The following is a 21,425-nucleotide window of genomic DNA, read 5'->3' as shown; positions in this document are numbered from 1 at the left end:
ACGCCCCCGAGCCGTTCTTCAACAACCCCCAGAACGACCGCACCAAGCTGTTCCTCAGCCAGATCCTGTCACACTGAGCCTGAATTTCGCGGGTTTCTGTGCTACGGTCCCGCGCATGTCCTCAACGCTGATTAAGAACATCGGGACTCTGGTGACAGGGATGCTGGAGGACCCCCTCCGGGACGCCGACTCGATCCTGGTGGCGGACGGCGTCATCCAGGAGATCGGCAACGGCCTGAGCGGCGGCGCCGACCGTACCATCGACGCCAACGGCACCACGGTCGTCCCCGGCCTCATCGACTCGCATTCCCATCCCACCTTCGGAAACTTCACGCCCGCGCAGAACTCCATGGGCTGGATCACCCACTACATGCACGGCGGGGTCACCTCCATCATCTCCGCCGGGGAGCTGCACGTGCCGGGCCTGCCGCTGCCGCCGGACCCCCTGTGCGCGGTGTCCCTGGCCATCGTCGCCAAGCGCTGCTGGGACAACCTGCGCCCCACCGGGGTGCGCGTGCACGGCGGCACGCTGCTGCTGGTGCCGGGGCTGGAGGAAAAAGACTTCGACACCATCGACGGGGCCGGCATCCGTCTGGTCAAGTTCATCTTCTACGACTACAGCCTGCTGCCCACCGGCGAGGCCGAACGCTACGTGAAGTGGGCCCGGGCGCGGGACATCAAGGTCAAGATCCACTCGGGCGGGGTCTCCCGTTCGGGGGTGAGCCAGGTGGCGGGGGTGGACATCGTCAAGGCCATCGACCCCGACGTCATCGGCCACAGCACCGGCGGCCCCATCCCCATGCCCGAGGAGGACCTGCGCCGCATCGTGGCCGAGACGGAGTACTACGTCGAGATCTGCACCTCCGGCAACCTGCGCATGGGCATGGTGCTGACCGAAGCGGTCCGCCAGCACGGCGCCGAGGCGAGGGTGCTGGTGGGCACCGACACGCCCGGCGGCACGGGCGTGGTGCCGCGCGGCATCCTGCGGGAGATCTGCTTCCTGGCCTCGCTGGGAGGCATCACCCCGGAGCACGCCGTGGCCATGGCCACCGGTAACACCGGCCGCGCCCACGGACTGGACCTGGGCATCATCGCGGAGGGGAGGCCCGCGGACCTCGTCATCATGGACCGCATCACCGGATCGGTGTCCACTGACGCGCTCGATTCGTTCGCCAAGGGCGACCTGCCGGGCATCTCGGTGGTGATGATCGACGGCGAGCTGACCGTGGCGGGCCGGAGCCAGCAGACGCCGCCGCCGGAGCGGGGGGTCGTCATCAGCGGATAGCGACCAGCGGCTTCCCAAAGACTTGGGGCCGGATCTTGTAGTATGGCCGAATTGGCCGTAACAATTCGTTAATACGAGAAATTGGTGTCGGTCGACGGCCCGGATACAGGGGCCGTTGGCGAAGGAGGTTTCGCGGTGAGCTCAATGCAATACGGCGTGGGAATGTTTCCCACGGAACCCATGTCACGGATCATCCAGCTCAGCAAGCAGGCGGAGGAACTGGGCTACAGCCACATCTGGGTCGGCGACTCGCATCTCATCTGGCGCGAGGCGTTCGTGAACATGGCCGCGGTGGCCCTCAACACGTCGAGGGTGATCATCGGCACCGGCGTCACCAACCCCGTGACGCGGCACCCCTCGGTGCTGGCCAGCGGCTACGCGACCCTGGACGAGATGGCGCCGGGGCGGTTCGCCGTGGGCATCGGACTCGGCGACAGCTCGCTGGAGACCATGGGCCGCAAGCAGGCGCGGCTGGCGGACTTCGAGGCGGCGGTGGCGCAGATGCGGGCCGTCATCGAGGGAGGCGAAGCCGAGCTGGAGAGCGGCAGCAAAATACACCTCAACTTCGCCCAGAACCGGAAGATCCCGTTCTACGCGGCCGCCAGCGGGCCCAAGATGCTGGAGTTGTCGGGGCGCATCGCCGACGGCGTGATCATCCTGGTGGGCGTGGATTCCGGTGCCATCGAGAGAGCCGTGGAACGCATCGCCGCCGGCGCCGAGTCCGCGGGCCGCAAGCTCTCCGACATCGACTTGGTGCTGTGGGTCCCGTGCGCCGTTTCCGAGAAGCCCGGGGCAAAGGACGCGGTCAAGGCCCACGTCGCCCGGGTCATCGCCCACCCGCTGCCGTTTACCCTCAACGAGGACGAGCAGAAGGTCCTGGACGACATCCACGAGGCCTACAACTACTACCAGCACATGAACCCGCTCGCCGCCCAGGCCCGCGTAATCCCCGACTGGCTGGTGGACAAGTTCGCCGTCGCCGGCACCCCTGACGAGTGCAACACCAAGGTCGCGGAGCTGAAGCAAAGCGCCATCAACCAGGTGGCGATCATTCCCTACAACGTGGGCGACGCCGACCGCGGCGAGACCCTGCGGCTCTTCGCCGGCGCCATGTAGCGCCGTACACCTGTCCGGGCCGTCGAATCGCCGCGACTCACGCGACCCTTCCCGACTGCCCGGACAGACCCTCCGACCAACGAGACACCCCGCCGGTGCGGACCGTCACCCGCTACTACCTCTTCCAGATTCCCGGCTGGCTCCTGGCCGGCGCGCTCGTGACCGTCCTGCACGCGTGGCTGGGCCTGCCCATGTGGGCGGCGCTCACCATCGTGGGCGTGGTGGTGGTGAAGGACGTGGTCTGCTACCCGTTCCTGCGCAAGGCCTACCAACTGGAAGCCGCCGGCGCCGCCCAGCTCGTGGGCCTGCGCGGGGTGGCACGGGACACCTTGGACCCTGCCGGGTACGTCTACGTGAACGGCGAGCTGTGGCGCGCCCGCACCGAGCCCGGTGCTCCCGCGATACCCGCGGGCGCGGAGGTCAGAGTGGTCCAGGGCCAGCGGATGACGTTGACCGTGGCGAGGGACTAGGTAATCAGCCTCCCGGATCGCCGACGGGTACATAGGGGGCGGATTTCGCCTGTATATGAATCTCCCCGAATGATGTATGGTCCGTTGCTCCATGAGCGGCTATCTGGTGTCATCAATCACGAGCCTGGTCTCCGAACTCCGCGCCGACGTACGCGCGGGCAAGCTGTTGCCGGCGCTGTCGGCCGGAGTCATCCTGGGCCTGATTCACATTGTCTACGAGATCCTGTTCGGAGCCCTGGTTTTTTCCGGTCCGCTGGCGCCGTTTCTGTCCCGAGGCATCGGCATCATGGTGTTCGGCGCGTTCGCCGTCTGCCTCGTGGTCGCGCTGACCGGGGGCTACCGGGGAGTGATCGCAAACCATCCGACGGTTGTCGTGATCGCATTGGCGACCATCGCCGCCGCGATCCCGCTGGAGGGGAACGCGCTGTTCATGACCCTGGCCGCCATCGTGATCATCGGCTCGGTCGCGACCGGTGCGTGCTTCCTGGCGATCGGGTATTTTCGGCTGGCCGATCTGCTCCGGTTCGTTCCCTATCCGGTCGCGTGCGGGGTTCTCGCCGGCGTCGGCGGGCTCATCACTCTGGCGGCGTTGTCGATGATGAAGGCGACGCCGGGCTGGCAAGCGCTTCCTTCACTCCTGGAAACCACCGTGCTTTGGAGCTGGGGTCCCGGCGTGGTCTATGGCCTTGGCTTGTTCCTGTCCACCAAACGCTGGAGTAGCCCCTGGATATTGCCGTCGAGTTTCGTGCTCGGCGCCGTGCTCTACCAAATGAGCCTGCCCCTCCTCGATATCTCGGCGGAAGAGGCCGGGGCGGCGGGCTTGCTGTTCGCGAACGCGATGGAAGGGACCCTTTGGCCCCCCTTCCAACCGGGGGATCTGGCTTATGTGGACTGGGGCGCGGTGGTCGGGCAGATTCCCAACATGCTGTCCCTGGTCGCGGTTATCCTGCTCGGCGCGGTCATATATTTGGGCAGCTTCGAGCTGGCCACGAACCGGGAACTGGAGTGGAACCGGGAATTCAAGGTGGCGGGCGGAGCCAGCGTGATCGCCGGTCTGGGCGGCGGTCCGGCCGGTTTCATCAATCTCCCGTTTTCGATGCTCAACCACCGGCTCGGAGCCGAAACACGGCTCACCGGCGTCATTACCGCCCTCGTGCTGGGCTCGGTACTGGTCGTCGGCGACGCGTTCGTGAGACTGGTCCCGGTGCCGCTATTGGCCGGGATGGCGATGTTCATCGGCGTCGGCCTGCTGGACGAATGGCTCGTAAGAAGCCGCAGACGGCTGCCCCGGCCGGATTACGCCATCGTCCTCGCGATATTCGTCGCCGTGATATTCCTCGGTTTTGCCGAAGGCGTGGGCATCGGGATGGCCATCACGACCGTTCACTTCGCGATCCGCCTCAGCCGCGTGGACCCGATCGAGACCGTGTTCACCGCGCGCGAGCGCCGCAGCAACCGGACCCGCCGCATCGCCGACCAGGCGATACTGCTGGCGGAGGGCGACCGGGTCCATGGATACCGGCCGCGCGGCTATCTCTTCTTCGGAAGCGCCCACGCCCTGGCCAGCCGGCTCAAGCAGTCGCTGAGCCGCGACCCGCCTCCGGCCTGCATCCTGCTCGATTTCGAGGCCGTCTCGGGTCTGGACTTCTCGGCCGTCAACACCCTGTGCCAGTTTGTCCGGGCCGCGCACGACGCCGGAGTGCGGACCGCTCTGTGCGCCGCGCCCGAAAACTGCCGGGCCGAGATGGAACGCAATCTTCCGTCTCCGGTATTCACCGGCCTGCTGTTCGAAGCGGATGCGGACCGCGGTCTCGAGCAATGCGAGGATATCGTCATCGCGGCGCGAAGAGCGGATCTCCGCCGTGAAGACGGCTCCGGCGACGCATTGCTGGACCGCTTCGCCGGCGACATCGAGAGCCATCTGGACAGGCGTATCCTGTTCGAGGACATGGCCCACGAACTCCGCAAGTGGCTGGAGGTTCGCGACTACGACCCGGGCCAGACCCTTGTGGCGCTGGGTGAGCCGCAGGACGGGTTGCAACTGCTGCTGATGGGCCGGGCCTCCGTCTACGATGCCGGAGGCACGCGGCTTCGGCAGTGCGGCCCCGGCGATGCGATAGGGATACGCGCCGCTTTCGAGGCCCATGCGTCCACGACCGCCGCGGTCGCGGATGAACCGTGCCGAACGTTGACGCTCACGCCCGCCGTCCGGCAGCGGCTGGAAAAGGATCAAGAGCGGTTGATGCTGGAGCTGTACGGATACCTTCTCACCGCCGGAGCGGACGCAGCCGGTCTCCCGGAATCGGACGCCCGGTAGAGCGCTTCCGACCGAAACGGCGGGCGACTAACTCTCCCGCTCGCGCGGACGGTCGGCTTCGCTGTCCCGGAGCCGCTTCTTCTCCAGGCAGTCGCGGACCCGGTCCCGCAACAAGGTCGGGTCGAAGGGCTTGGCAAGATAGTCCTCGGCGCCGATCTCGATGCAGCGGGCAACGCTGTCGGCCTCGTCCAGCGCCGATATCATGACGACCGGGATGCCGCGCAGAGCCGGATCGGCCTTCATGGTCTCCAGCACTTCGTAGCCGTTCATGTCCGGCATCATGACGTCGAGCAGGACCAGGTCGAAGGGACGCGCGGCCAGAAGCTCCAGCGCCTGCCGCCCGTGCCCGGCGGTGGCCACGTTGTCGTAACCCTGCCGCTTCAGCCGCCGCGTCAGCGTGTAGCAGTTGTCCTCGTTGTCGTCGACGACGAGAATGGCGGGACCGTCGCCGCTCACGCCGGGGCTCCCTTGGGCAACAGCGCCTCGATCTTTGCCAGCAGGCGCGCGAGATCTACCGGCTTGGTGTCGTAGTCGTCGCAGCCGGCGGTGATCGCGCTTTCCCGATCGCCTTCCATTGCGTGCGACGAAAGCGCAATGATCGGAATGTGCCGGGTCTCGGGCGCGGACTTGATCCGCCCGGCCGCCTCCCAGCCGTCCAGCACCGGCAGGTTCAGATCCATCAGGATCAGCGAGGGTGCGGCGGAACGGGACATCTCGACCCCCGCCTCGCCGTCGGTGGCGATGACGACGTCGTAGCCCTTGCGCCGCAAGCGACGTTCAAGCATGTAGATATTGTCGTCGTTGTCCTCGACATAAAGGATTCTAGTCATTGGTCCTTGCCGTCGTTGACCGCTCCGGGTCGTTCCCGCCCAATTGTGCCAGGTCCAGGATCACCGGAAGCCGCGCCGTGAACGTGCTGCCGGCTCCCGGCTCACTGACCAGCTCGATGTCCCCGCCCATCATACGGCAGAACCGCCGGCTTATGGCGAGGCCAAGGCCGGTACCGCCGTATTTTCGGGTGGTGGAGCTGTCGGCCTGGGCGAACTCCTCGAACACCTTGGCTTGTTGCTCCGGCGTCATGCCGATGCCGGTATCCGCGACCGCGAACTGAATCCAGTCCTTGCCGCGCGTCCTCTTTCGCGAAACTGCCAGGCTTACCTCGCCGCCCTCGGTGAACTTGCAGGCGTTGCTCAGCAGGTTGAGAACGATTTGCCGCACCCGTGTCGGGTCCCCGTGCATCGTGCCGGATTCCTCCGGGCAACGGACCGCCAACCGGTTGCCCTTCTGGTCGGCGAGCGGTTGCGCGGTCGTCGCCAGCTCTTCCGTCAGTTCGGCGATGTCGATGGCCTCGATATGGAACTCGATCCGGCCCGCTTCGATCTTGGAGAGGTCGAGGACCTCGTTGATCAGGTGCAGGAGGTGGGTCCCCGCGCGAGAGACCCGTTCCAGGGGCTCGATGTAATCGTCCAGGGCGTCGTCCCTCGCGTCCTCCTCCAGCATCTCGGTGATGCCGATGATGGCGTTCAGGGGCGTGCGCAGCTCGTGGCTCATGTTGGCGAGGAACTGGCTCTTGGTCCGGTTGGCCTCCATCGCCTGGTCGCGCGCGGCCGTCAGGCGGTCCACAAGGTCGGCGAGCTCGGCTTCCCGCTTCTTGGCGTCGGTGATGTCGGCGTAGACGCCGACGATGCTCCCGTCGGAAGACAGCCTCTCGTCGATCCTGACCCAGATGCCGTTGCTGAAGCGCACTTCCACGGCCTTCATCGGGTAGTCCCGCCGCTCGGCGAGGAACTCCTCGATGGTTCCGGTGCTGTCCGGGAACATGCCGCGTGCGAAGGCGACCCTGTGGATCGTGTCGCGATCGGCGCCCGGCACCACGAGCCCGGCCATCTCCTCGCCGGCCGCGTCGACGTAGAATTGCCGGTAGTTGGTGTTGCACACGACGAGGCGGTCGTCCCCGTCGAAGACGACGAAGCCCTCGGAGATCGCCTCGATGGCCTCGTCGAGCTGGGCGCGCGCCCGCAGCGCCTCGTCGCGCGTCGCGGCGAGCTCGTCGACAAGCTTGCCGAGCTGCTGCTCGCGCCGCTTCATCTCGGTGATGTCGAGATAGGTCAGCATGCGGCCGCCGTTGGGGAGCACGATGCATTGGTACCGCAGGACCTTGCCGTCGCCACGGGTCCACTCGAAGGGGGCTATGGCCCCCGCGCGGACAGCCGCGATGCGCCCGGCGAGATAGTCCTCCCATTGGTCGTCGGGAACACCGTAGAGCCCGGTGTGCCGGTTGTAGCCGATCATTTCCGCCAGGGTCGGACGGCTGTCGAAGAAATCGTCGGGGAAGTTCCACATGTCGCGGAACGCCCGATTGGCGACCCGCGCCCGGAGATCACGCCCCATGAAGCAGATGCCGTACTCGATGGTGTCGAGCACGGCGTTGAGTTCTCCCTCGCGCTGCTTGACCTCGGTGATGTCCGTATAGACCGCGACCACGCCGCCGACCTGCGTCCGTCTTTCGGCGCTCTGCAACCAGACCCCGTTGGACAGATGGAATTCGACGGGAGCTCCCGAGCGGTCCCGCCGCCGGTCCAGATAGGCGTCGACGTCGAGCGCGGCGTCGGGGGAAAGGCCGTGCTCGAAGAACGTCCGGATGATGTCCTCGTAGAACGCACCCGGCACCAGCCGCGTCACGGCCTCCTCGCCGACCGCTCCGGCGTAGTAGCGCCGGTAGGTTTCGTTGCAAAGAACCAGACGGTACTCGGGGTCGAACAGCAAGAAGCCTTCGGAGATGGCCTCGATCGCCTCGCTGAGCCGTCTCTGCGCCCGTTCCAGCTCCAGGGCGAGATAACGCTCGTCCCTTGCTTCGAGAGCCCGGTCGATCCGTCGCGGTTCCGTCACGTCGCGGCAGGTGATGAGCACTCCGCCGTTCGAGATCGGATCGTACCGGGTCAGGAGAATCCTCCCGTTCGGCGTTTCGTGCTCGACCTGGCGAAGCTCGCCGCGAGAGATTCTGTGCATTCTTCTTGCGATCTGCTCCTCGACGGCCTCGGGCTCGTGATCGCCGCTCATCACGTCGTGGCGAAGCAACGCTTCGAGCGTTGCCCCGGGCTGACACAGATCGTCGGGGAAGCCGTAGAGCCTGCAGAACGGCGCGTTTCGCGCGATCAATGTCAGGTCCCGATCAAAGATGCCGAATCCTTCCTCGAGCAGGTCGAGTGCGGATTTCAGCAGGGTGCCGTCGTCCCGCTGCAGCAGCAGGTCGATCCGAGCGTGTTCGGCGGTTGCCTTGGTCGCCATGGTCCAGGAATGCGCTCGCAGGGGCGGGTTCCAAGCCGCCCGTGCCGCTTTTCGCCTGTAGTCTACAGGAACCCCATATCCTCGTAGAACCGCTGCGCCCCTGGATGGAGCGGGATGCCCAAGGGTCCGGCGTCGGTGTCGCGACAGGCCTGCCGGACGTTCAGTCGCGGCGCGTCCACCGGGATGTCCCGGCGGCGCCGGTAAATGGCCTGGCACAGGGAGTAGGCCATGTCGTCCGTGAGCCACTTGTGGGTGATGACGGGCCAGCCGCTGAAGTCCACGGTGCGCGCGTCTTCCTTCATGCCCGGGAAACGGCGCCTGGGGATCACCGACCGCTTGAAGCCCAGGTCTTCCATGCCCGCGATCACGTCCTCGTCGAGGTGCAGCACCTCGTAGCCGTTTTCCAAGGCGGCCTCCAGCCACTTGGTGGACAGGCCCTCGTCGAACACGGCGTCCACGGTCCGGGCGCGGATCGATTCGATGCGCTTGGGCGAGGAGGGGTGGGCGCACTCGTCCACCTTGCCGCCCCAGCGCTTGATCTTGGTAAACGTCAAGCCGTAGAGCGACATGATCGTGGTGATGGCGTAGGCGGTGGAGTTGTCGATACCCGAGGTGCGGGTGGAGACCTTCAAGGGGATCCTGTTCTCCACCACTTCGCGCAGCGAGCGTACCCCAAGATCACTGGACACGACCATGGCGATGCGGTCCCAGGAGGGGAAGCAGGCGAGGGCGCGCAGGGGCAGCGCCTCCTTGTAGTAGCCCTTGCCGCGATAGGCCATGGTGGCGATGACCGAGGGGTTCACGTGGGAGACGTCCACCCGGCGCTTGCCCACCTCGATGGGCGCCTTCATGCCGCCCATGAGCGCGCCATGGACGCCGAACCGGAGCGGCGGAAAGATGTTGTCCTCTTCCTTGCTGGAGTGGATGTTGATGTCCAGCCCCACGCCCAGCTCGAGCATGCGCTCGGGATAGACGCCGGCGGCGATCTCCAGCATGGCCCGCACCCGTTTCATCCGGGAATTCGGTCGTTGTTGCGCCATAGCGGTCCTCCCTTGATGTCCCTGACCGTGTAGCAGATACGCCGGCCCCTGGCGACCACGGCAATGCCAAGCGGGACATCGTCACGGAACCGGCCGCAACACCGCCCGGCGCCGTGCCTTCCTTGAAGTCGGATAAGCCGTCAAGTATGAATAGAGCCCATGAGTGACACCGCACAACGCCTCAAGGAAATCATCGACGGGGACCGCGAGGACCTGGTCCGGCTTTGCCTCGAACTTGGCGGCATGCCCAGCCCCCACGCCCAGGAACGGGCGCTGGGCGAGGCCGTGGTCGCGTGGCTCAAGGAGGCCGGTATCGAGGCCTGGCTTCAATGGATCACCGAGGAGAGCGTGAACGCCGTGGGGGTGATCCGGGGCGCGGGCGGCGGGTCGAGCCTCATCCTCAACGCCCACATGGACACCGGCCCGGAGCTTCCGGCCGACGCGTCGGACGCGAACGTGCGCATGGAAGGCGCCTGGGTGGACGGCGACCTGATGTACGGCAAGGGCCTCATCAACGACAAGGCCCAGCTCTGCGCCTTCATGATCGCCGCCAGGGCGCTCAACAAGGCGGGGGTCGTGCTCGGCGGCGACCTCTACGTCACCGGCGTGGCCACCGAGACCGGCGAGCCGTCGGTGGACGACACCCAGGGCGTCAATTTTCCGGGCGAGGGCTTCGGCGCCTGGTGGCTGGTCAACCGCGGCGTCACCGCCGACTACGCCCTCGTCGGGGAGACCTCCGGATTCGGCGTCATCATGGGGGAATGCGGCGCGGTCTGGCTCAAGATCCGCTGCAAGGGCCGCGAGCTTTACACGCCGCGGCTGGAACGGGGTGAGTCCCTGCGGGCCCACCCCAACCCCTACATCAAGATGGCCCACGCGGTTGTCGCGCTGGAGCAATGGGCCATCGACTACGAGCACAAGGCGCGCTTCGAGTTCCCCGGCGGCACCATGATCCCCAAGGCCCAGGTGGCCGCGGTCCGCGGCGGCCCGGGCTACTGCGACATCTACTATGACGTGCGCATCGTTCCCAGGACCGATCCCCAGGCCATCAAGCGCGAGATCGAGGCGGTGATGGCCACCCTGGACTTCGACTCCGAGGTGTCCATCTACCAGTATTCCAGGGGGCACGTGGCGCGGAACGCCGACATGCTCATCGATTCCATCGACCAGGCGCACCGCGACGTCATGGGTGCCGACCCCCCGGCGCCGCCTTCGGCCGAGATCAGCATGTGGCGCGACATGAACATCTTCAATGAACTGGGGATCCCGGCGGTCTGCTACGGGCCGCCCCGACAGAGAGAGAACATCAGCCAGGCGCGCAACCGCGCGATGAAGATCGACGATCTCGTTGCCGCCACCAAGGTGTACGCGCTCGCCATCCTGTCGGTGTGTGGGGAATCGAAGTGATTGGATACGGAGGTTGCCTTGGGTAGCTCGAAGGCGGTAACGCGAGGGGTCCGGATCGAAGTCTCCACCGAGTACGACCCGGCCCGTTCATTTCCGGAGCACAACCGGTGGTTCTATCTCTACACCGTGGAGATCAGCAACGACGGCTCGGAAACCGTTCAACTCGTGAGCCGCCACTGGATCATCACCGACGCCTCCGGCCACGTGGAGGAGGTGAAGGGACCAGGCGTCGTGGGCGAGAGTCCGGTCCTGGAGGAGGGAGAATCCTTCCAGTACACTTCCGGATGCCCACTCACCACCCCCTACGGCACCATGCACGGCACCTACCAGATGGTCACCGCCGACGGCGACCGCTTCGACGCCCAGATCGCTGAGTTCTTGCTCGGCGAGCCGCGGTCGCTGCATTAGCCAGTGTAGTTTCGTCTTCCTAAAGTCCAACCACAAGTTTCCCAGCGATTTGCATGATCCATATGCAAATATCCGCGAATTAAGCGGAATTTTACATATGTTTGGTTCAGCGTCTGTTCACTCACCCACCTAGTGACGGTCCTTGAGCGTCGGCAGCGCCTGAATTTCCTCGCCTGCTTCCTCCTCTGCCACCCGCAATTCGTACAGCTTCTGCAAGTTCAACCAGAACTCCGCGCTGATGCCGAAGAAATGCCCCAGCCGGAGGGCCGTATCGCCCGTAACCGCGCGCCGCCCGTTGAGTATCTCGGTAATGCGGTTGGTGGGCACCTGAAGCAATCGCGCAAGCGCAGCCATGCTCATGCCGACCTCCTTCAACTCTTCAGCCAGATGCTCGCCCGGATGAACTGCGCGTTCGCGTGCCGCTCGTTGGAATCCCGCGGGATTCTGCATCCCGAGGATCAGACCCTCTTCTTGGCGCACGGTGGCCGGCATCTCACTTGGAACGTCAAGGTAACGCCCAAGCTCACCGTCCTCGTCGAGCGTTTGGAGGGCGATGGCCACTGCGCCGACCTGTCGTCGGTCCTTCACTTCGGGCCCGGGATCGGGTTCGATCAACGATGGATATATCTCCGCCAGCACGTGGGAACGACCTTCGCCAAGCGTCTCGAACGGCCAGACCCGCGCCCCGGTACAGTGCCGCAAGTGTTCAAGCGCCGCGATTCCGGTTAGCGCCTGCCCACCGACCGATCCGTTGCCGAGGAGTTTCCAGACCTCTTGCGCAGACTTGACCTTCGACTCGGCATAGCGGCAGGTTGGGGGGAGATTCGCTCCCCAGCGTGGCTTGTTTCTCGGAAGGCCGGGAATGTCCTCTTGCAGACCGTTGCCATAGAATGGCCCGTCCCCGTCGAAGTGTGCATTCAGCTTCGCCGCCACCTTGAAGCGGTTGTTCCTGTTACGTGGATCATCCTCGATCAACTTGGCAACTCGACACCAAACCGCCTCCCAGCCGGCGCGGCCGGTAAGCGCTTGGGCCGTACCGGCGGGAAATCCGAACGGAAAGTCGAACCCGCAGAGCAACCGGCGCCCCTCCGCTGTCGCGGTCCTCAGCAGCGTTTCGATGTACTTCATCGCCTCTTGGCGAGTAGCGGGGTTCTTGTACTCCACCCTTCTGCCCATGCCTCGGACGGCGAGCCAGATGCTGTTCTCGCCCCGCTCACGTCTGCTGCTGGCCGACCAATCGACGGCTACGTATCTGTCGAAGAGCTTCATGTTCCCCCTTAGGTGCGTGAGCAGGAGCCGCACGTCTTCCTCGGTCCGCAGCTTGACGGTCCATTCACCCCTGCTGTTGCCGTCTTCAAAGCTGTTGAAATCCCGCTTCAGCGCATCCTTGCCGGCGCGCGCCTCACGGAAACGAAAGTAGAACTTGATCCAACTCCTGTTAACGATGAACGAATACGGCAGCCTGGGGCGCCGTTCTGACCAGTCATGAAGGCAGCACGTCTTGAGCTTCCCCTTCTTCCTGAAGCTCAGGACCAAGTGCGGCAACGAGGCCGCGACGTCCACCAAGAGGCGAAAAGCGGCGCGTGCTCGCTGATCCTCGATATGCGTCTCCCATTCCCGGTACAGGTCCGCGCCCTCGATACCGGCGAGGCGCAGCGACGGGCCAAGCCGACGGTGTGAAACCGAATCGATTCGACGAGGCGGGCTCGCATCCCCCTCACGTGGAGCCCGCGGTGCGCTTCGCATACGTGGGCCTTGACGGCAAGCGTGGGAGTGGTGCGGCACCGCGGCCTGGTGAGCGGGAGCACATACGTAGTCGAGGAAGTCCTGGACTGGCTGCCGGCAGGTTTCGTTCGACATCAAGCGAAATCTGGACAGGTGAGGCAACCGCGCCAGCGTGACGGTTTCTCCGCACTCTGACATTCGGAAACGGAAGGCTTCGGCGCTGCAGCGTCCCCATCCAGTCGGGAATCGCCGGTGGGCAACGACCTTCGCTGCGCGGTTAGAGATGATCCCGTGCAGGTTCTTGAACGTGACGCGGTCGATGGTCAGGATCGTCCGCGGGATCCACTCGGCGAGGATTTCGGCCCAGAACCGGCGCGCGAACGCGATGGATTCGCAGCGACGATGCAGCGCGGCAAGACTGGGCGACCGGAACGGCACGAAATGCGCGACCAGCACGCGGTTCTCGACGAAGGCACGCGGGGATTCGCTCGCGTCGACAATGGTGACGATTCTGGCAAAGAGTTCCTGGAACTGAAACTGAAGCGGCGCGGTTCCAGGTGGACAACCCTTCCAGGACTCGATCCAGTACGCGCTGCTATTCTCGGAACTTGCCCGTGGGTGGTTGGGATCTTCGCGCGCCCCGCCGGGATTCAGCGTGATCAAGGCGAACGGGGCATGGGAGGCGAACGTGCGCCGAGGTCCTGCCAGAAACCGCCAGCCTAGCCGGTGGCCGAGCCGTGTGTACGCGGCATTGATGGATTCGACGCAGCGTTCGAAAGCCGAAATGTCGGGGCTGTTGTCGCTCACGGTGGCGTCCGGCATCTTGACCTAAACTGGGCCGAGATCATCCGAGGATCACTGCTGTCCCACAGAAATAGGAACGGAGGAGGACCTGAAGAGCTCGCCTGTGTTAAGATGGAATCATCACAAGCCCATCAACAGGGAGGTTCAGGTCCATGGCGCACAATCATACAGTACTGGGGCAAATACTCAAGCTGGTGCCGCGACATGAATTTGAGAGGGAGGCTCGGGAGCACCATGAGGGCGGGCGGTTGCGGAAGATGACGCGGTGGGGTCAGTTCGTGGCGATGGTTCTGGGGCAATTGGCGGGGCGGAGCAGCTTGCGGGATATTGTGGGGAATCTGAACGTGCAGGCTCACAAGCAGTACCATCTTGGGGTGAAGGGGCTCAGCCGATCGTCCTTGGCGCGGGTGAACGAGAAGCAGCCGTATACGTTATACGAGGCGTTGTTCGGCAAGTTGCTGGGACGCTGTCGGAGTCAGGCACCGGGGCACAAGTTTCGATTCAAGAACAAGCTGTACTCGCTGGATGCGAGCACCATCGATTTGTGTCTATCGCTGTTTCCGTGGGCGAAGTTCCGGGAGACCAAGGGGGCGGTGAAGCTGCACATGGGGCTGGACCACGGCGGTTATTTGCCGACCTTCGTCCATATCACCGACGGCAAGACTTCGGACATCCATGGAGCGCGGGCGCTGACGTTGCCCCGGGGCAGCATCCTGGTGGCGGACCGGGGCTACGTGGACTTCAAATGGCTCAACGACCTGTATTCACAAGGAATTTTCGTGGTCACCCGCTTCAAAAGAGGCACTCGCTACGCCATCCGTGAAAGCCGACCCGTCCGCTCCGAACAAGGCCTGATCTGCGATCAGACCATCGACTCACCTCCAGCCATGCGAAATATCCTCACCCCCTCCGCCGCGTGGGCTATATCGATTTCGCCACCGGCCAACTCTACTACTTCCTCACCAACAACTTCTCCCTCGCCCCCAAAACCATCGCCGATATCTACAAAGACCGCTGGCAAGTCGAACTCTTCTTCAAGTGGATCAAGCAGCATCTCAAGGTCAAAAGCTTCCTCGGAACTTCTCGCAACGCCGTCCTCTCTCAGCTCTGGATCGCCCTCTGTGTCTACCTCCTCATCGCCTACCTCAAGTTCCTCAATCGCATCTCCCTCTCCCTCAACCACATCCTCCGAATCCTCCAACTCAACCTCTTCGACCGCCGCCCCCTCCAACTCATCCTCGCCCCGCCTCCTCCGCCCCAACCCCCTCCTCAACTCAACCTCCGGCTCGAATGAAATTTGTGGGACAGCAGTGTCCGAGGATACATCATCTATGTCGTGCTCAAAAGCGCTCAGCCCTACTACGACCGTACTGCCGATTACGAAGCTCTGATAGCCAAACGTAACGTACTCCTTTCAACTGAATTGAAATATCCGCAAATTTAGCGGATATTTCAATATGACCAAGCAACGCCAGACATCTCTTCGGTTGTGGACGACGTGGCTACTCGCGTCCGGTCGTGTCGTGTTCTCGAGTGAGGAGGCGATGCAGGCCATCGGGGGCAGCCACGGCGCCTTTCTCGACGCGGCGGAGCGACTCCAGCGACAGGGGCACTTGATCAGGCCCTGGGCAGTCTGCCCGGTGGGTGGGTTGAGCTTGATCCGACCGAGGCGATAGACCCGGTTTTCGCCCCCAAGCCCATTGAAAGAGACCCGAGTTGGCGTGTGGTCGTGCGCCGTATGCCGGAACTGGACTCGTAAATGGTTCCATCCATCAGCATCCTGGCCTGGGGCACAACAGTGCCTTGGGCGAAACCGCGTCAGGTTGAGCAGGACCTGATCATCTCCCGAGCCATCCACCCTGATTAGCCCGTCCGTATAACAGCGGGAACGCCCGAAGCAAAAGGGGCGGAACGTCCCCTCGCCGCAATGAACCGCGAGGGGACGTTCCGCCCCTACTCGATGTGCGCTTGCTGTCCGTTCGGCCGGTCAGCTCTTCCGGTTCAGCGCTTCGAACACCTTCTCGGACGTGATCGGCAGCGACATGATGCGCACTCCGCAGGCGTCGGCGACGGCGTTGGCGATGGCGCCGGCCGTGGGGATGTTGGCGGTTTCGCCGATGGCCATGCTGTTGTAGGGGCCGGGGCCGCGCTTGTGCTCGGACAGCAGGGTGGTCAACTCCGGCACGTCCCGCATGGTGGGGATCTTGTAGTCGCCGAAGTTGGCGGTGGTGACCTTGCCGTCGTCCACCATCAAGTGCTCCATCATGCCGTAGCCGATGCCGGTCATGCTGGCGCCTTCGATCTGGCCCTGGTGCATGAGCGGATTCAGGATGGTGCCGGTGCTGTGGCTCGTGACCAGCCGCTTGAGCTCGACGTTGCCGGTCTCGGGGTCCACTTCCACCTCGGCGATCTGCGCGCACATTGCGGCATCCGCCACCTTGGAAGTGTCGTCGTAGAGCCCCTCGGTCTCGATGGCCGAGCCCTTGGCCTTGACCACGTCGGCATAGCTGATGGCGCGGCCGGCGTTCTTGTGCACCACCTGTCCGTCGGCAAGGTCGATGTCCTCCCTGGGGGCGTCCAGCGCGTTGGCGCCGGCCTCCAGGAGTTCCTCGCGGGTTTTCATGATGCCGTCGTAGCCGGCGTTGCCGTAGACACGGGTGCCGCGGCTGCCGCCCAGGCCGGAGTCCTGGATGCCGGCGCTGGTGTCGAAGTGCTCGAACCTTATGTTCTCGGCCGGGATCTTGAGCTCCTGCTCCGCCATCTGCTCCAGCAGCGTGAAGGTGCCCACGCCCTGGTCCAGCATGGCGGACGAGACCGTCAGGGTCCCGGTGTCGTCGAGCCTGAACTTCACCAGCCCCTTGCCGCCGTTCACCGACCACTGCACCAGGCCGATGCCCTTGCCCACGTTCCTGGGCCGGGGCTCGTAGTACCTGGTCTCTTCCAGGGCCTTGTCGAAGACCGCGTTGGAGCCCACGTAGTCGACCTTCTCGCCCACGGGGGAGTCATGGACTCCCTCCAGCAGGTTCTTCCTGCGCAGGTCGGCGGGGTTCATGCCGAGCGCCTCGGCCAGCAGGTCGAGCTGGCTCTCGTTGGCGAAGAAGCCCTGGGGGTCGCCCGGGGAGCGCATGTGCCCACACGGTACCTGGTTGGTGTACACCATGTGCTCTTCCACGAAGGTGTTGGGCATGTTGTAGGGCCCGGGGGACTTCTGCGGTCCGCCGAGGATGCCGTTGGGCTTGAACGCGCAGTAGGCGCCGGTGTCGAAGATGAAGTCCATGTGGTGGGCGGTGATGGTGCCGTCCTTCTTGGCGCCGGTGCGGACCTTGATGATGGAGGCATGGCGCGGATTGCCGGCGATGAACTCCTCGTCGTAGTCCATGACGATCTTGACGGGACGTCCGCCGCTCTTCTTGGAGAGCGAATAGCACAGGGCGATATCCATGAAATCGCCCTTGCCGCCGAAGTCGCCGCCGATGTAGCAAGGATGCACCACGATGGACTCGGGATCCACCTGCACCGCGGCGGCTACCTGGCCGCGGATGCCGTAGGGTACCTTGCTGCACGCCCAGATCTCGGCCGCGCCCGTGGCCGGGTCGGTCTTGGCCACGCAGGAATGGGGCTCGATGTAGGCTTGGTGGACCTTGGGCGTGGTGAAGGTGTTCTCGACGATGATGTCCGCCTCCTCGAAACCCTTCTCGATGTCGCCCTTCTCCCAGTTGACGTAGATCACGCGGTTGGTGGGGCCGTCGAGCTTCTGCGGCAGCCCCTTGTAGGTGTGAACATCCGGGTGCAGGAGCGGCGCCGAGGACTCCATGGCCTCGACTGGATCGAGAACCGGGTCCATTTCCTCGTACTCGACCTCGATGAGCGCGGCGGCTTCCTCGGCCGCGTCCTCGGTCTCGGCGGATACCGCCGCCACCTTCTCGCCGATGAATCGCACCATGCCGTCGGCCACGATGGGCATGTCCACCACCCGGCGGCCGATGCGCAGACCGGCGACGTCCTCGCCGGTGAGGATGCCGACCACGCCCGGCACCTGCATGGCCTTGCTGGTATCGATGCTCTTGATGCGGCCGTAAGAGATGGGGCTGCGCAGAATCTTGCCCCAGAGCATGTCCGGGAACGTGACGTCCACCGCGTACTTGGCCTTGCCGCTTACCTTCTGCTCACCGTCGATGCGGGGTGTCGGAACCCCCACGCTGTGTGTTTCCGCCATTGCTCACCTCTGGAGGGTTGTTGAAATTGAAGTGCGATAAGCCCGAAAATGCTCCGTCTTGCATAACACACGCTCGGGTCGATGTGTACCAGTGCGGTAACGCCGTTCCGTGAGTAACAGACCCGAGAACAGGAGGGACAGCCATGCACTCCCGACTTCGTACCTTCGCCGCCACGCGGGTTCTCTGGCTGGGGCTCGTGCTGCCGCTTTCCGTCGTGACGGGCGCACTTCCGGCCCTTTCCGACGTCCTCGACCCGGCCGAGGTGACCAACCAGGACTACCGCCGGTTCATCCACGCTACCGGCCGCGCCGCGCCGGAGCACTGGACGGAAGGCACGCACCCCGAAGGCTCGGCATCCGATCCCGTGGTGCTGGTGACGTGGCACGACGCCGTGGCCTATTGCCAATGGGCGGGGGGCAAGCGGCTGCCCACCGTGCCCGAATGGCTGGCGGCGTGCAACGGCGGCAACCTGACCAAGCACGGCGATGTTTGGGAATGGACCTCCACCGAGGTCGGAACGGAAGGAGATTCGTTCAAGGCCCTGTGCGGACCCATGGGGACATGCGACTGCTCCCACCGGTATCGGCCCCACTGGCTCAACGAAGTGAAAGGGTTCCGGTGCGCCGGCGGCCAGTCGCCGTTGACCTTTGAACGCCACCGGCCCAGCCGGGCAGCGTGGGCCGCTAGACCAGCCGGCTCTCCGGGAACATGAACGAGCGGATGGTGACCGGGATGACCTCGGTGACGCCCATGGCGTTGCCGACGTCGATGAAGTCCAGGTCGCCCACGTCGATGCCGTCCACCGCGATGACCTCCGGCCCGACCTTGAGCTCTTCTTTCAGGATGCCGCCCAGGGACTTGGCCACGTCCATGTCCAGGATCAGGAACACGTTGAGGGCCGGGTCCGCCGGATCCTCCGCGTCGTTGACCACCGCCGCGATGCCTTCCGCCACCCGCCGGATGGACTTGTAGTTGGGTACGCCATCGAGGCCTAGCGCCAAGGCGAGACCCGGCTTGAACTTGTCGAGGTCGAACTTGGCCAGCGCCGCGCGGAGCGTGGCCTGCACGTCGGAGTCCTCGTCGATGAGCGCCTTGACCACCTGCAGGCCGTAGACCGGCAGCGGCGTCTCGCTGGAGATGTAGCTGGTGTTGCCGCTGGCCTGGATCGTGTACTCGCCGGCGCCGATGACGGTGGCGCGGATGCCCTCGACAGGCTCCTTGACCAGGTCCGCCCGGTTCAGCTCGTCGATGCGGTCCCGGATCTCCTTCCCGAGATAGGGGCCGACGTCGCCGTAGGACGGCACCTCGTGATCGTAGATGTGTTCGGAGACGCCGCCCGAGAAGACGATGTGGTCGATGCTCTCCAGGCCGTCGTAGTCGGGCAGCAGATCGGTCACCAGCAGATGCTCTTCGAGGTCGGAAAGCGGCTTCGCCTGGATGACGTTGAAGAGGTAGGTGCCCATGTAGGCGGCGAACGCCCGCTTGACGTCCTCCGTGACGGTCTGGCCGACCTCCACCGGGGTGCCCAGCTCCTTCGTGATGAACCTGGCGGGAAGCTCGACCCGGGTCACCACGTCGTTCTCGTCGAAGGCGATGAGACGCGCGCCCACGCTGATGGCCGCGGTCTGCGTCACGGTCCCGTCGCGGATGACCGACAGCTTGGTGGTGCCGCCGCCCATGTCGATATTCAGCACCGTGGCCTTGGCCGACTTGGACAGGTCCACCGCGCCGCAGCCGTAGGCCGCCAGCAGCGCCTCGTGGTTGGGGCCGGCCGACGCGCAGATGAACTTGCCCGAGTCCTTGGCGAAATACTCGAGGATGGGGCGGGAGTTCTCCTTGTTGAGGGCCTCGCCGGTGATCACCACCGCGCCGGTGTCGATGTCGTCGTGGGTGTAGCCGGCCACGCGGTAGGACTCGTGGATGAAGTCCTCCACCTTGGCCGTGTCGATGAGGGTCCCGGAGCTGTACGGCGTCAGCATGATCGGCGAACGGTACAGCACCTCCCGGTCGGTGACCCGGAACCGGGCCGACAGCCCGGCGCCTTCGCGCCGGAGCGTCAGGTGGGAGAACACCAGATGGGAGGTCGAGGAGCCGATGTCGATGCCCACGCTGGTGAGCGAGAACATCTCGACCCCTTCGATATCCTCCACGATGGCATCGGGTCCGGGATGAAAGTGTTCGGGGTTGTCTGCGTCGTCGTGCATGGCTCGCGTAACCCTACTGTTTTCCCATCCCCTTGGACCACTCGTAGTCGTAGTTGGTATAGGCTTCCTCGTGCATCAGGCTCGTGGTGCCGCGCTTGTCCAGCTCTTCCTCGAACTTCTGCCGGATGAACGGATCCTCGTCCGGATATTCGATCTGGTCCTTGGCCCGGTCCTCGACCTTCTCCGCGTAGCCGTGGAACTGCATGGGCGGATGGAAGGCCAGGTAGCGCGCGTGCGTGGTGCCGGCGTTGAAGTGCTGGTGGAACCACTTGTTGGGCGGCACGAAAACGCTGGCCTCGTGCCACGGGACCACGATCTTCTCCTTGCCCTCTTCCCACAGGATCGAGTAGCCTTCGCCCGCCGGAATGACGATGACCCTGCCGGGGCCGTGGCGGTGCGCCTTCTTGTAGGTGCGCGCCGCGAACACCGACATGTGGCAGGAAAGCTCCGAGTTGGGGAACTCGATGAACACGCTGTGGCCGCCGGCGCCGCGCTTCTTGTTCTCGTCCAGCTTGTCCCAGGCGCGCATGTCCGGGAAGAAGTTGCCGTACCAGTAGACGCGCCGGTTCCACACGTTCCACTTGCCCGAGTCCGTGACCATCTTGGCCTCGGAGTAGAATTCGCCTTCCCCGGAAGCGATGACGTCCTGGCCGGAGAACGGGTTGTCGAAGAAGAACTCCGGGTCTCCCACGGACGACATGGCCAGCGGCAGGTAGTTGTAGTGCAGCAGCCGGACCACCTTGTCGCCCTGCATGTTGTTGATGGTGTAGTGGTAGTTGCGGGGGACGATGAACATGCTGTTGTTCTGCCACTCGAAGGTCTTCCTGGTGCCGTTGTCGTCGCGCCACACCGTGGTGGTGCCGCGGCCCTCCACCACGTAGACGACCTCGTCGAGGGCGAATCTGACCGGCGGGCTCGACTCTCCGGGGGCGATCTCCTGGATCCAGGCTCCGGTGACGCCCTCCTGCCCCATGAGTTGCATGAAGGCCGCCTTGCACTTGCGGTCTTCCCACCATTCGAGGTCGCAGGTGCGCAGGTCCCCGATAAAGTACCCGGTGTGGATCGGAAGTCCCAGGCCCTCCATCCAGTGGTCGTAGGTGAACTTGGTCTTCTCTGCTACGGCTTCGCTGATATCTTCTCCCAT

Annotated in this window: 14 protein-coding genes and 2 pseudogenes; 8 read left to right on the top strand and 8 right to left on the bottom strand. The window is 64.6% G+C overall.

The window, feature by feature from the left end; genetic code table 11:
* Window positions 1-160 precede the first annotated feature (160 nt).
* From OXU42_07840 to OXU42_07825, 4 genes are all read left to right on the top strand, one after another.
* Window positions 161-1,285 carry an amidohydrolase family protein gene (locus tag OXU42_07840; protein MDE0029292.1) on the top strand — a complete coding sequence of 375 codons (1,125 nt, stop codon included), beginning with the start codon at window positions 161-163 and terminating at the stop codon, window positions 1,283-1,285.
* Between the two features lie 180 nt (window positions 1,286-1,465).
* Window positions 1,466-2,401 (top strand): LLM class flavin-dependent oxidoreductase, encoded by a 936-nt coding sequence (locus tag OXU42_07835; protein ID MDE0029291.1) that lies wholly within the window; start codon window positions 1,466-1,468, stop codon window positions 2,399-2,401.
* 95 nt (window positions 2,402-2,496) lie between these two features.
* On the top strand, window positions 2,497-2,871 hold the full coding sequence (locus tag OXU42_07830) for an NfeD family protein (GenBank protein MDE0029290.1): 375 nt from the start codon (window positions 2,497-2,499) through the stop codon (window positions 2,869-2,871).
* Window positions 2,872-2,962: 91 nt separating this feature from the next.
* Complete coding sequence (locus OXU42_07825; protein ID MDE0029289.1) at window positions 2,963-5,188, top strand: SulP family inorganic anion transporter; 2,226 nt, start codon at window positions 2,963-2,965, stop codon at window positions 5,186-5,188.
* A 57-nt stretch (window positions 5,189-5,245) separates the two neighbouring features.
* On the opposite strand, the pseudogene OXU42_07820 reads toward OXU42_07825, so the two are convergent.
* The 4 genes and pseudogenes from OXU42_07820 to OXU42_07805 all read right to left on the bottom strand — a co-directional run bounded on the left by OXU42_07820 (window position 5,246) and on the right by OXU42_07805 (window position 9,489).
* Window positions 5,246-5,644 (bottom strand): annotated as a pseudogene (locus OXU42_07820) (response regulator).
* Window positions 5,641-6,018 (bottom strand): response regulator, encoded by a 378-nt coding sequence (locus OXU42_07815; protein MDE0029288.1) that lies wholly within the window; start codon window positions 6,016-6,018, stop codon window positions 5,641-5,643. The pseudogene OXU42_07820 and the gene OXU42_07815 overlap by 4 nt, the downstream one beginning before the upstream one ends.
* Complete coding sequence (locus OXU42_07810; GenBank protein MDE0029287.1) at window positions 6,011-8,476, bottom strand: PAS-domain containing protein; 2,466 nt, start codon at window positions 8,474-8,476, stop codon at window positions 6,011-6,013. The genes OXU42_07815 and OXU42_07810 overlap by 8 nt, the downstream gene beginning before the upstream one ends.
* 62 nt (window positions 8,477-8,538) lie before the next feature.
* Window positions 8,539-9,489: a hypothetical protein gene (locus OXU42_07805; GenBank protein ID MDE0029286.1), complete on the bottom strand. Its 951-nt coding sequence runs from the start codon at window positions 9,487-9,489 to the stop codon at window positions 8,539-8,541.
* A 186-nt stretch (window positions 9,490-9,675) separates the two neighbouring features.
* Between OXU42_07805 and OXU42_07800 the strand changes: the two genes are divergently transcribed.
* Window positions 9,676-10,923 (top strand): M20/M25/M40 family metallo-hydrolase, encoded by a 1,248-nt coding sequence (locus tag OXU42_07800; GenBank protein ID MDE0029285.1) that lies wholly within the window; start codon window positions 9,676-9,678, stop codon window positions 10,921-10,923.
* Between the two features lie 18 nt (window positions 10,924-10,941).
* Window positions 10,942-11,331 (top strand): Co2+/Mg2+ efflux protein ApaG, encoded by a 390-nt coding sequence (apaG, locus tag OXU42_07795; protein ID MDE0029284.1) that lies wholly within the window; start codon window positions 10,942-10,944, stop codon window positions 11,329-11,331.
* A 129-nt stretch (window positions 11,332-11,460) separates the two neighbouring features.
* On the opposite strand, the gene OXU42_07790 is transcribed toward apaG, so the two are convergent.
* Window positions 11,461-13,863, bottom strand: coding sequence for a HigA family addiction module antitoxin (locus OXU42_07790; protein MDE0029283.1), 2,403 nt, complete (start codon window positions 13,861-13,863; stop codon window positions 11,461-11,463).
* 149 nt (window positions 13,864-14,012) lie between these two features.
* On the opposite strand from OXU42_07790, the pseudogene OXU42_07785 reads away from it, so the two are divergent.
* Window positions 14,013-15,154, top strand: a pseudogene (locus OXU42_07785) (IS4 family transposase).
* A gap of 693 nt (window positions 15,155-15,847) precedes the next feature.
* Here the strand turns inward: OXU42_07785 and OXU42_07780 are convergent.
* Entirely contained in the window at window positions 15,848-18,076 is a 2,229-nt protein-coding gene (locus OXU42_07780) for a xanthine dehydrogenase family protein molybdopterin-binding subunit (GenBank protein ID MDE0029282.1), read from the bottom strand.
* A 143-nt stretch (window positions 18,077-18,219) separates the two neighbouring features.
* Between OXU42_07780 and OXU42_07775 the strand changes: the two genes are divergently transcribed.
* Window positions 18,220-18,789, top strand: a complete 570-nt coding sequence (locus OXU42_07775; protein MDE0029281.1) for an SUMF1/EgtB/PvdO family nonheme iron enzyme — start codon at window positions 18,220-18,222, stop codon at window positions 18,787-18,789.
* On the opposite strand, the gene OXU42_07770 is transcribed toward OXU42_07775, so the two are convergent.
* Together OXU42_07770 and OXU42_07765 are read right to left on the bottom strand one after the other, a co-directional pair.
* Window positions 18,761-20,281 (bottom strand): ethanolamine ammonia-lyase reactivating factor EutA, encoded by a 1,521-nt coding sequence (locus tag OXU42_07770; protein MDE0029280.1) that lies wholly within the window; start codon window positions 20,279-20,281, stop codon window positions 18,761-18,763. The two genes, OXU42_07775 and OXU42_07770, sit on opposite strands and share 29 nt — an antisense overlap.
* Before the next feature lie 13 nt (window positions 20,282-20,294).
* Window positions 20,295-21,425: a cupin domain-containing protein gene (locus OXU42_07765; GenBank protein ID MDE0029279.1), complete on the bottom strand. Its 1,131-nt coding sequence runs from the start codon at window positions 21,423-21,425 to the stop codon at window positions 20,295-20,297.

The sequence above is a fragment of the Deltaproteobacteria bacterium genome (assembly GCA_028818775.1).
Taxonomy (GTDB): domain Bacteria; phylum Desulfobacterota; class Binatia; order UBA9968; family JAJDTQ01; genus JAJDTQ01.
This window is presented reverse-complemented; position numbering and strand designations above follow the sequence as displayed.

Coding starts and splice junctions, on each gene's coding strand:
- OXU42_07775 (MDE0029281.1), top strand. CDS start 18,220: ATGCACTCCCGACTTCGTACCTTCGCCGCCACGCGGGTTCTCTGGCTG.
- OXU42_07765 (MDE0029279.1), bottom strand. CDS start 21,425: ATGGGAGAAGATATCAGCGAAGCCGTAGCAGAGAAGACCAAGTTCACC.
- OXU42_07810 (MDE0029287.1), bottom strand. CDS start 8,476: ATGGCGACCAAGGCAACCGCCGAACACGCTCGGATCGACCTGCTGCTG.
- OXU42_07805 (MDE0029286.1), bottom strand. CDS start 9,489: ATGAAACGGGTGCGGGCCATGCTGGAGATCGCCGCCGGCGTCTATCCC.
- OXU42_07835 (MDE0029291.1), top strand. CDS start 1,466: ATGTCACGGATCATCCAGCTCAGCAAGCAGGCGGAGGAACTGGGCTAC.
- OXU42_07780 (MDE0029282.1), bottom strand. CDS start 18,076: ATGGCGGAAACACACAGCGTGGGGGTTCCGACACCCCGCATCGACGGT.
- OXU42_07825 (MDE0029289.1), top strand. CDS start 2,963: ATGAGCGGCTATCTGGTGTCATCAATCACGAGCCTGGTCTCCGAACTC.
- OXU42_07770 (MDE0029280.1), bottom strand. CDS start 20,281: ATGCACGACGACGCAGACAACCCCGAACACTTTCATCCCGGACCCGAT.
- OXU42_07815 (MDE0029288.1), bottom strand. CDS start 6,018: ATGACTAGAATCCTTTATGTCGAGGACAACGACGACAATATCTACATG.
- OXU42_07800 (MDE0029285.1), top strand. CDS start 9,676: ATGAGTGACACCGCACAACGCCTCAAGGAAATCATCGACGGGGACCGC.
- OXU42_07840 (MDE0029292.1), top strand. CDS start 161: ATGCTGGAGGACCCCCTCCGGGACGCCGACTCGATCCTGGTGGCGGAC.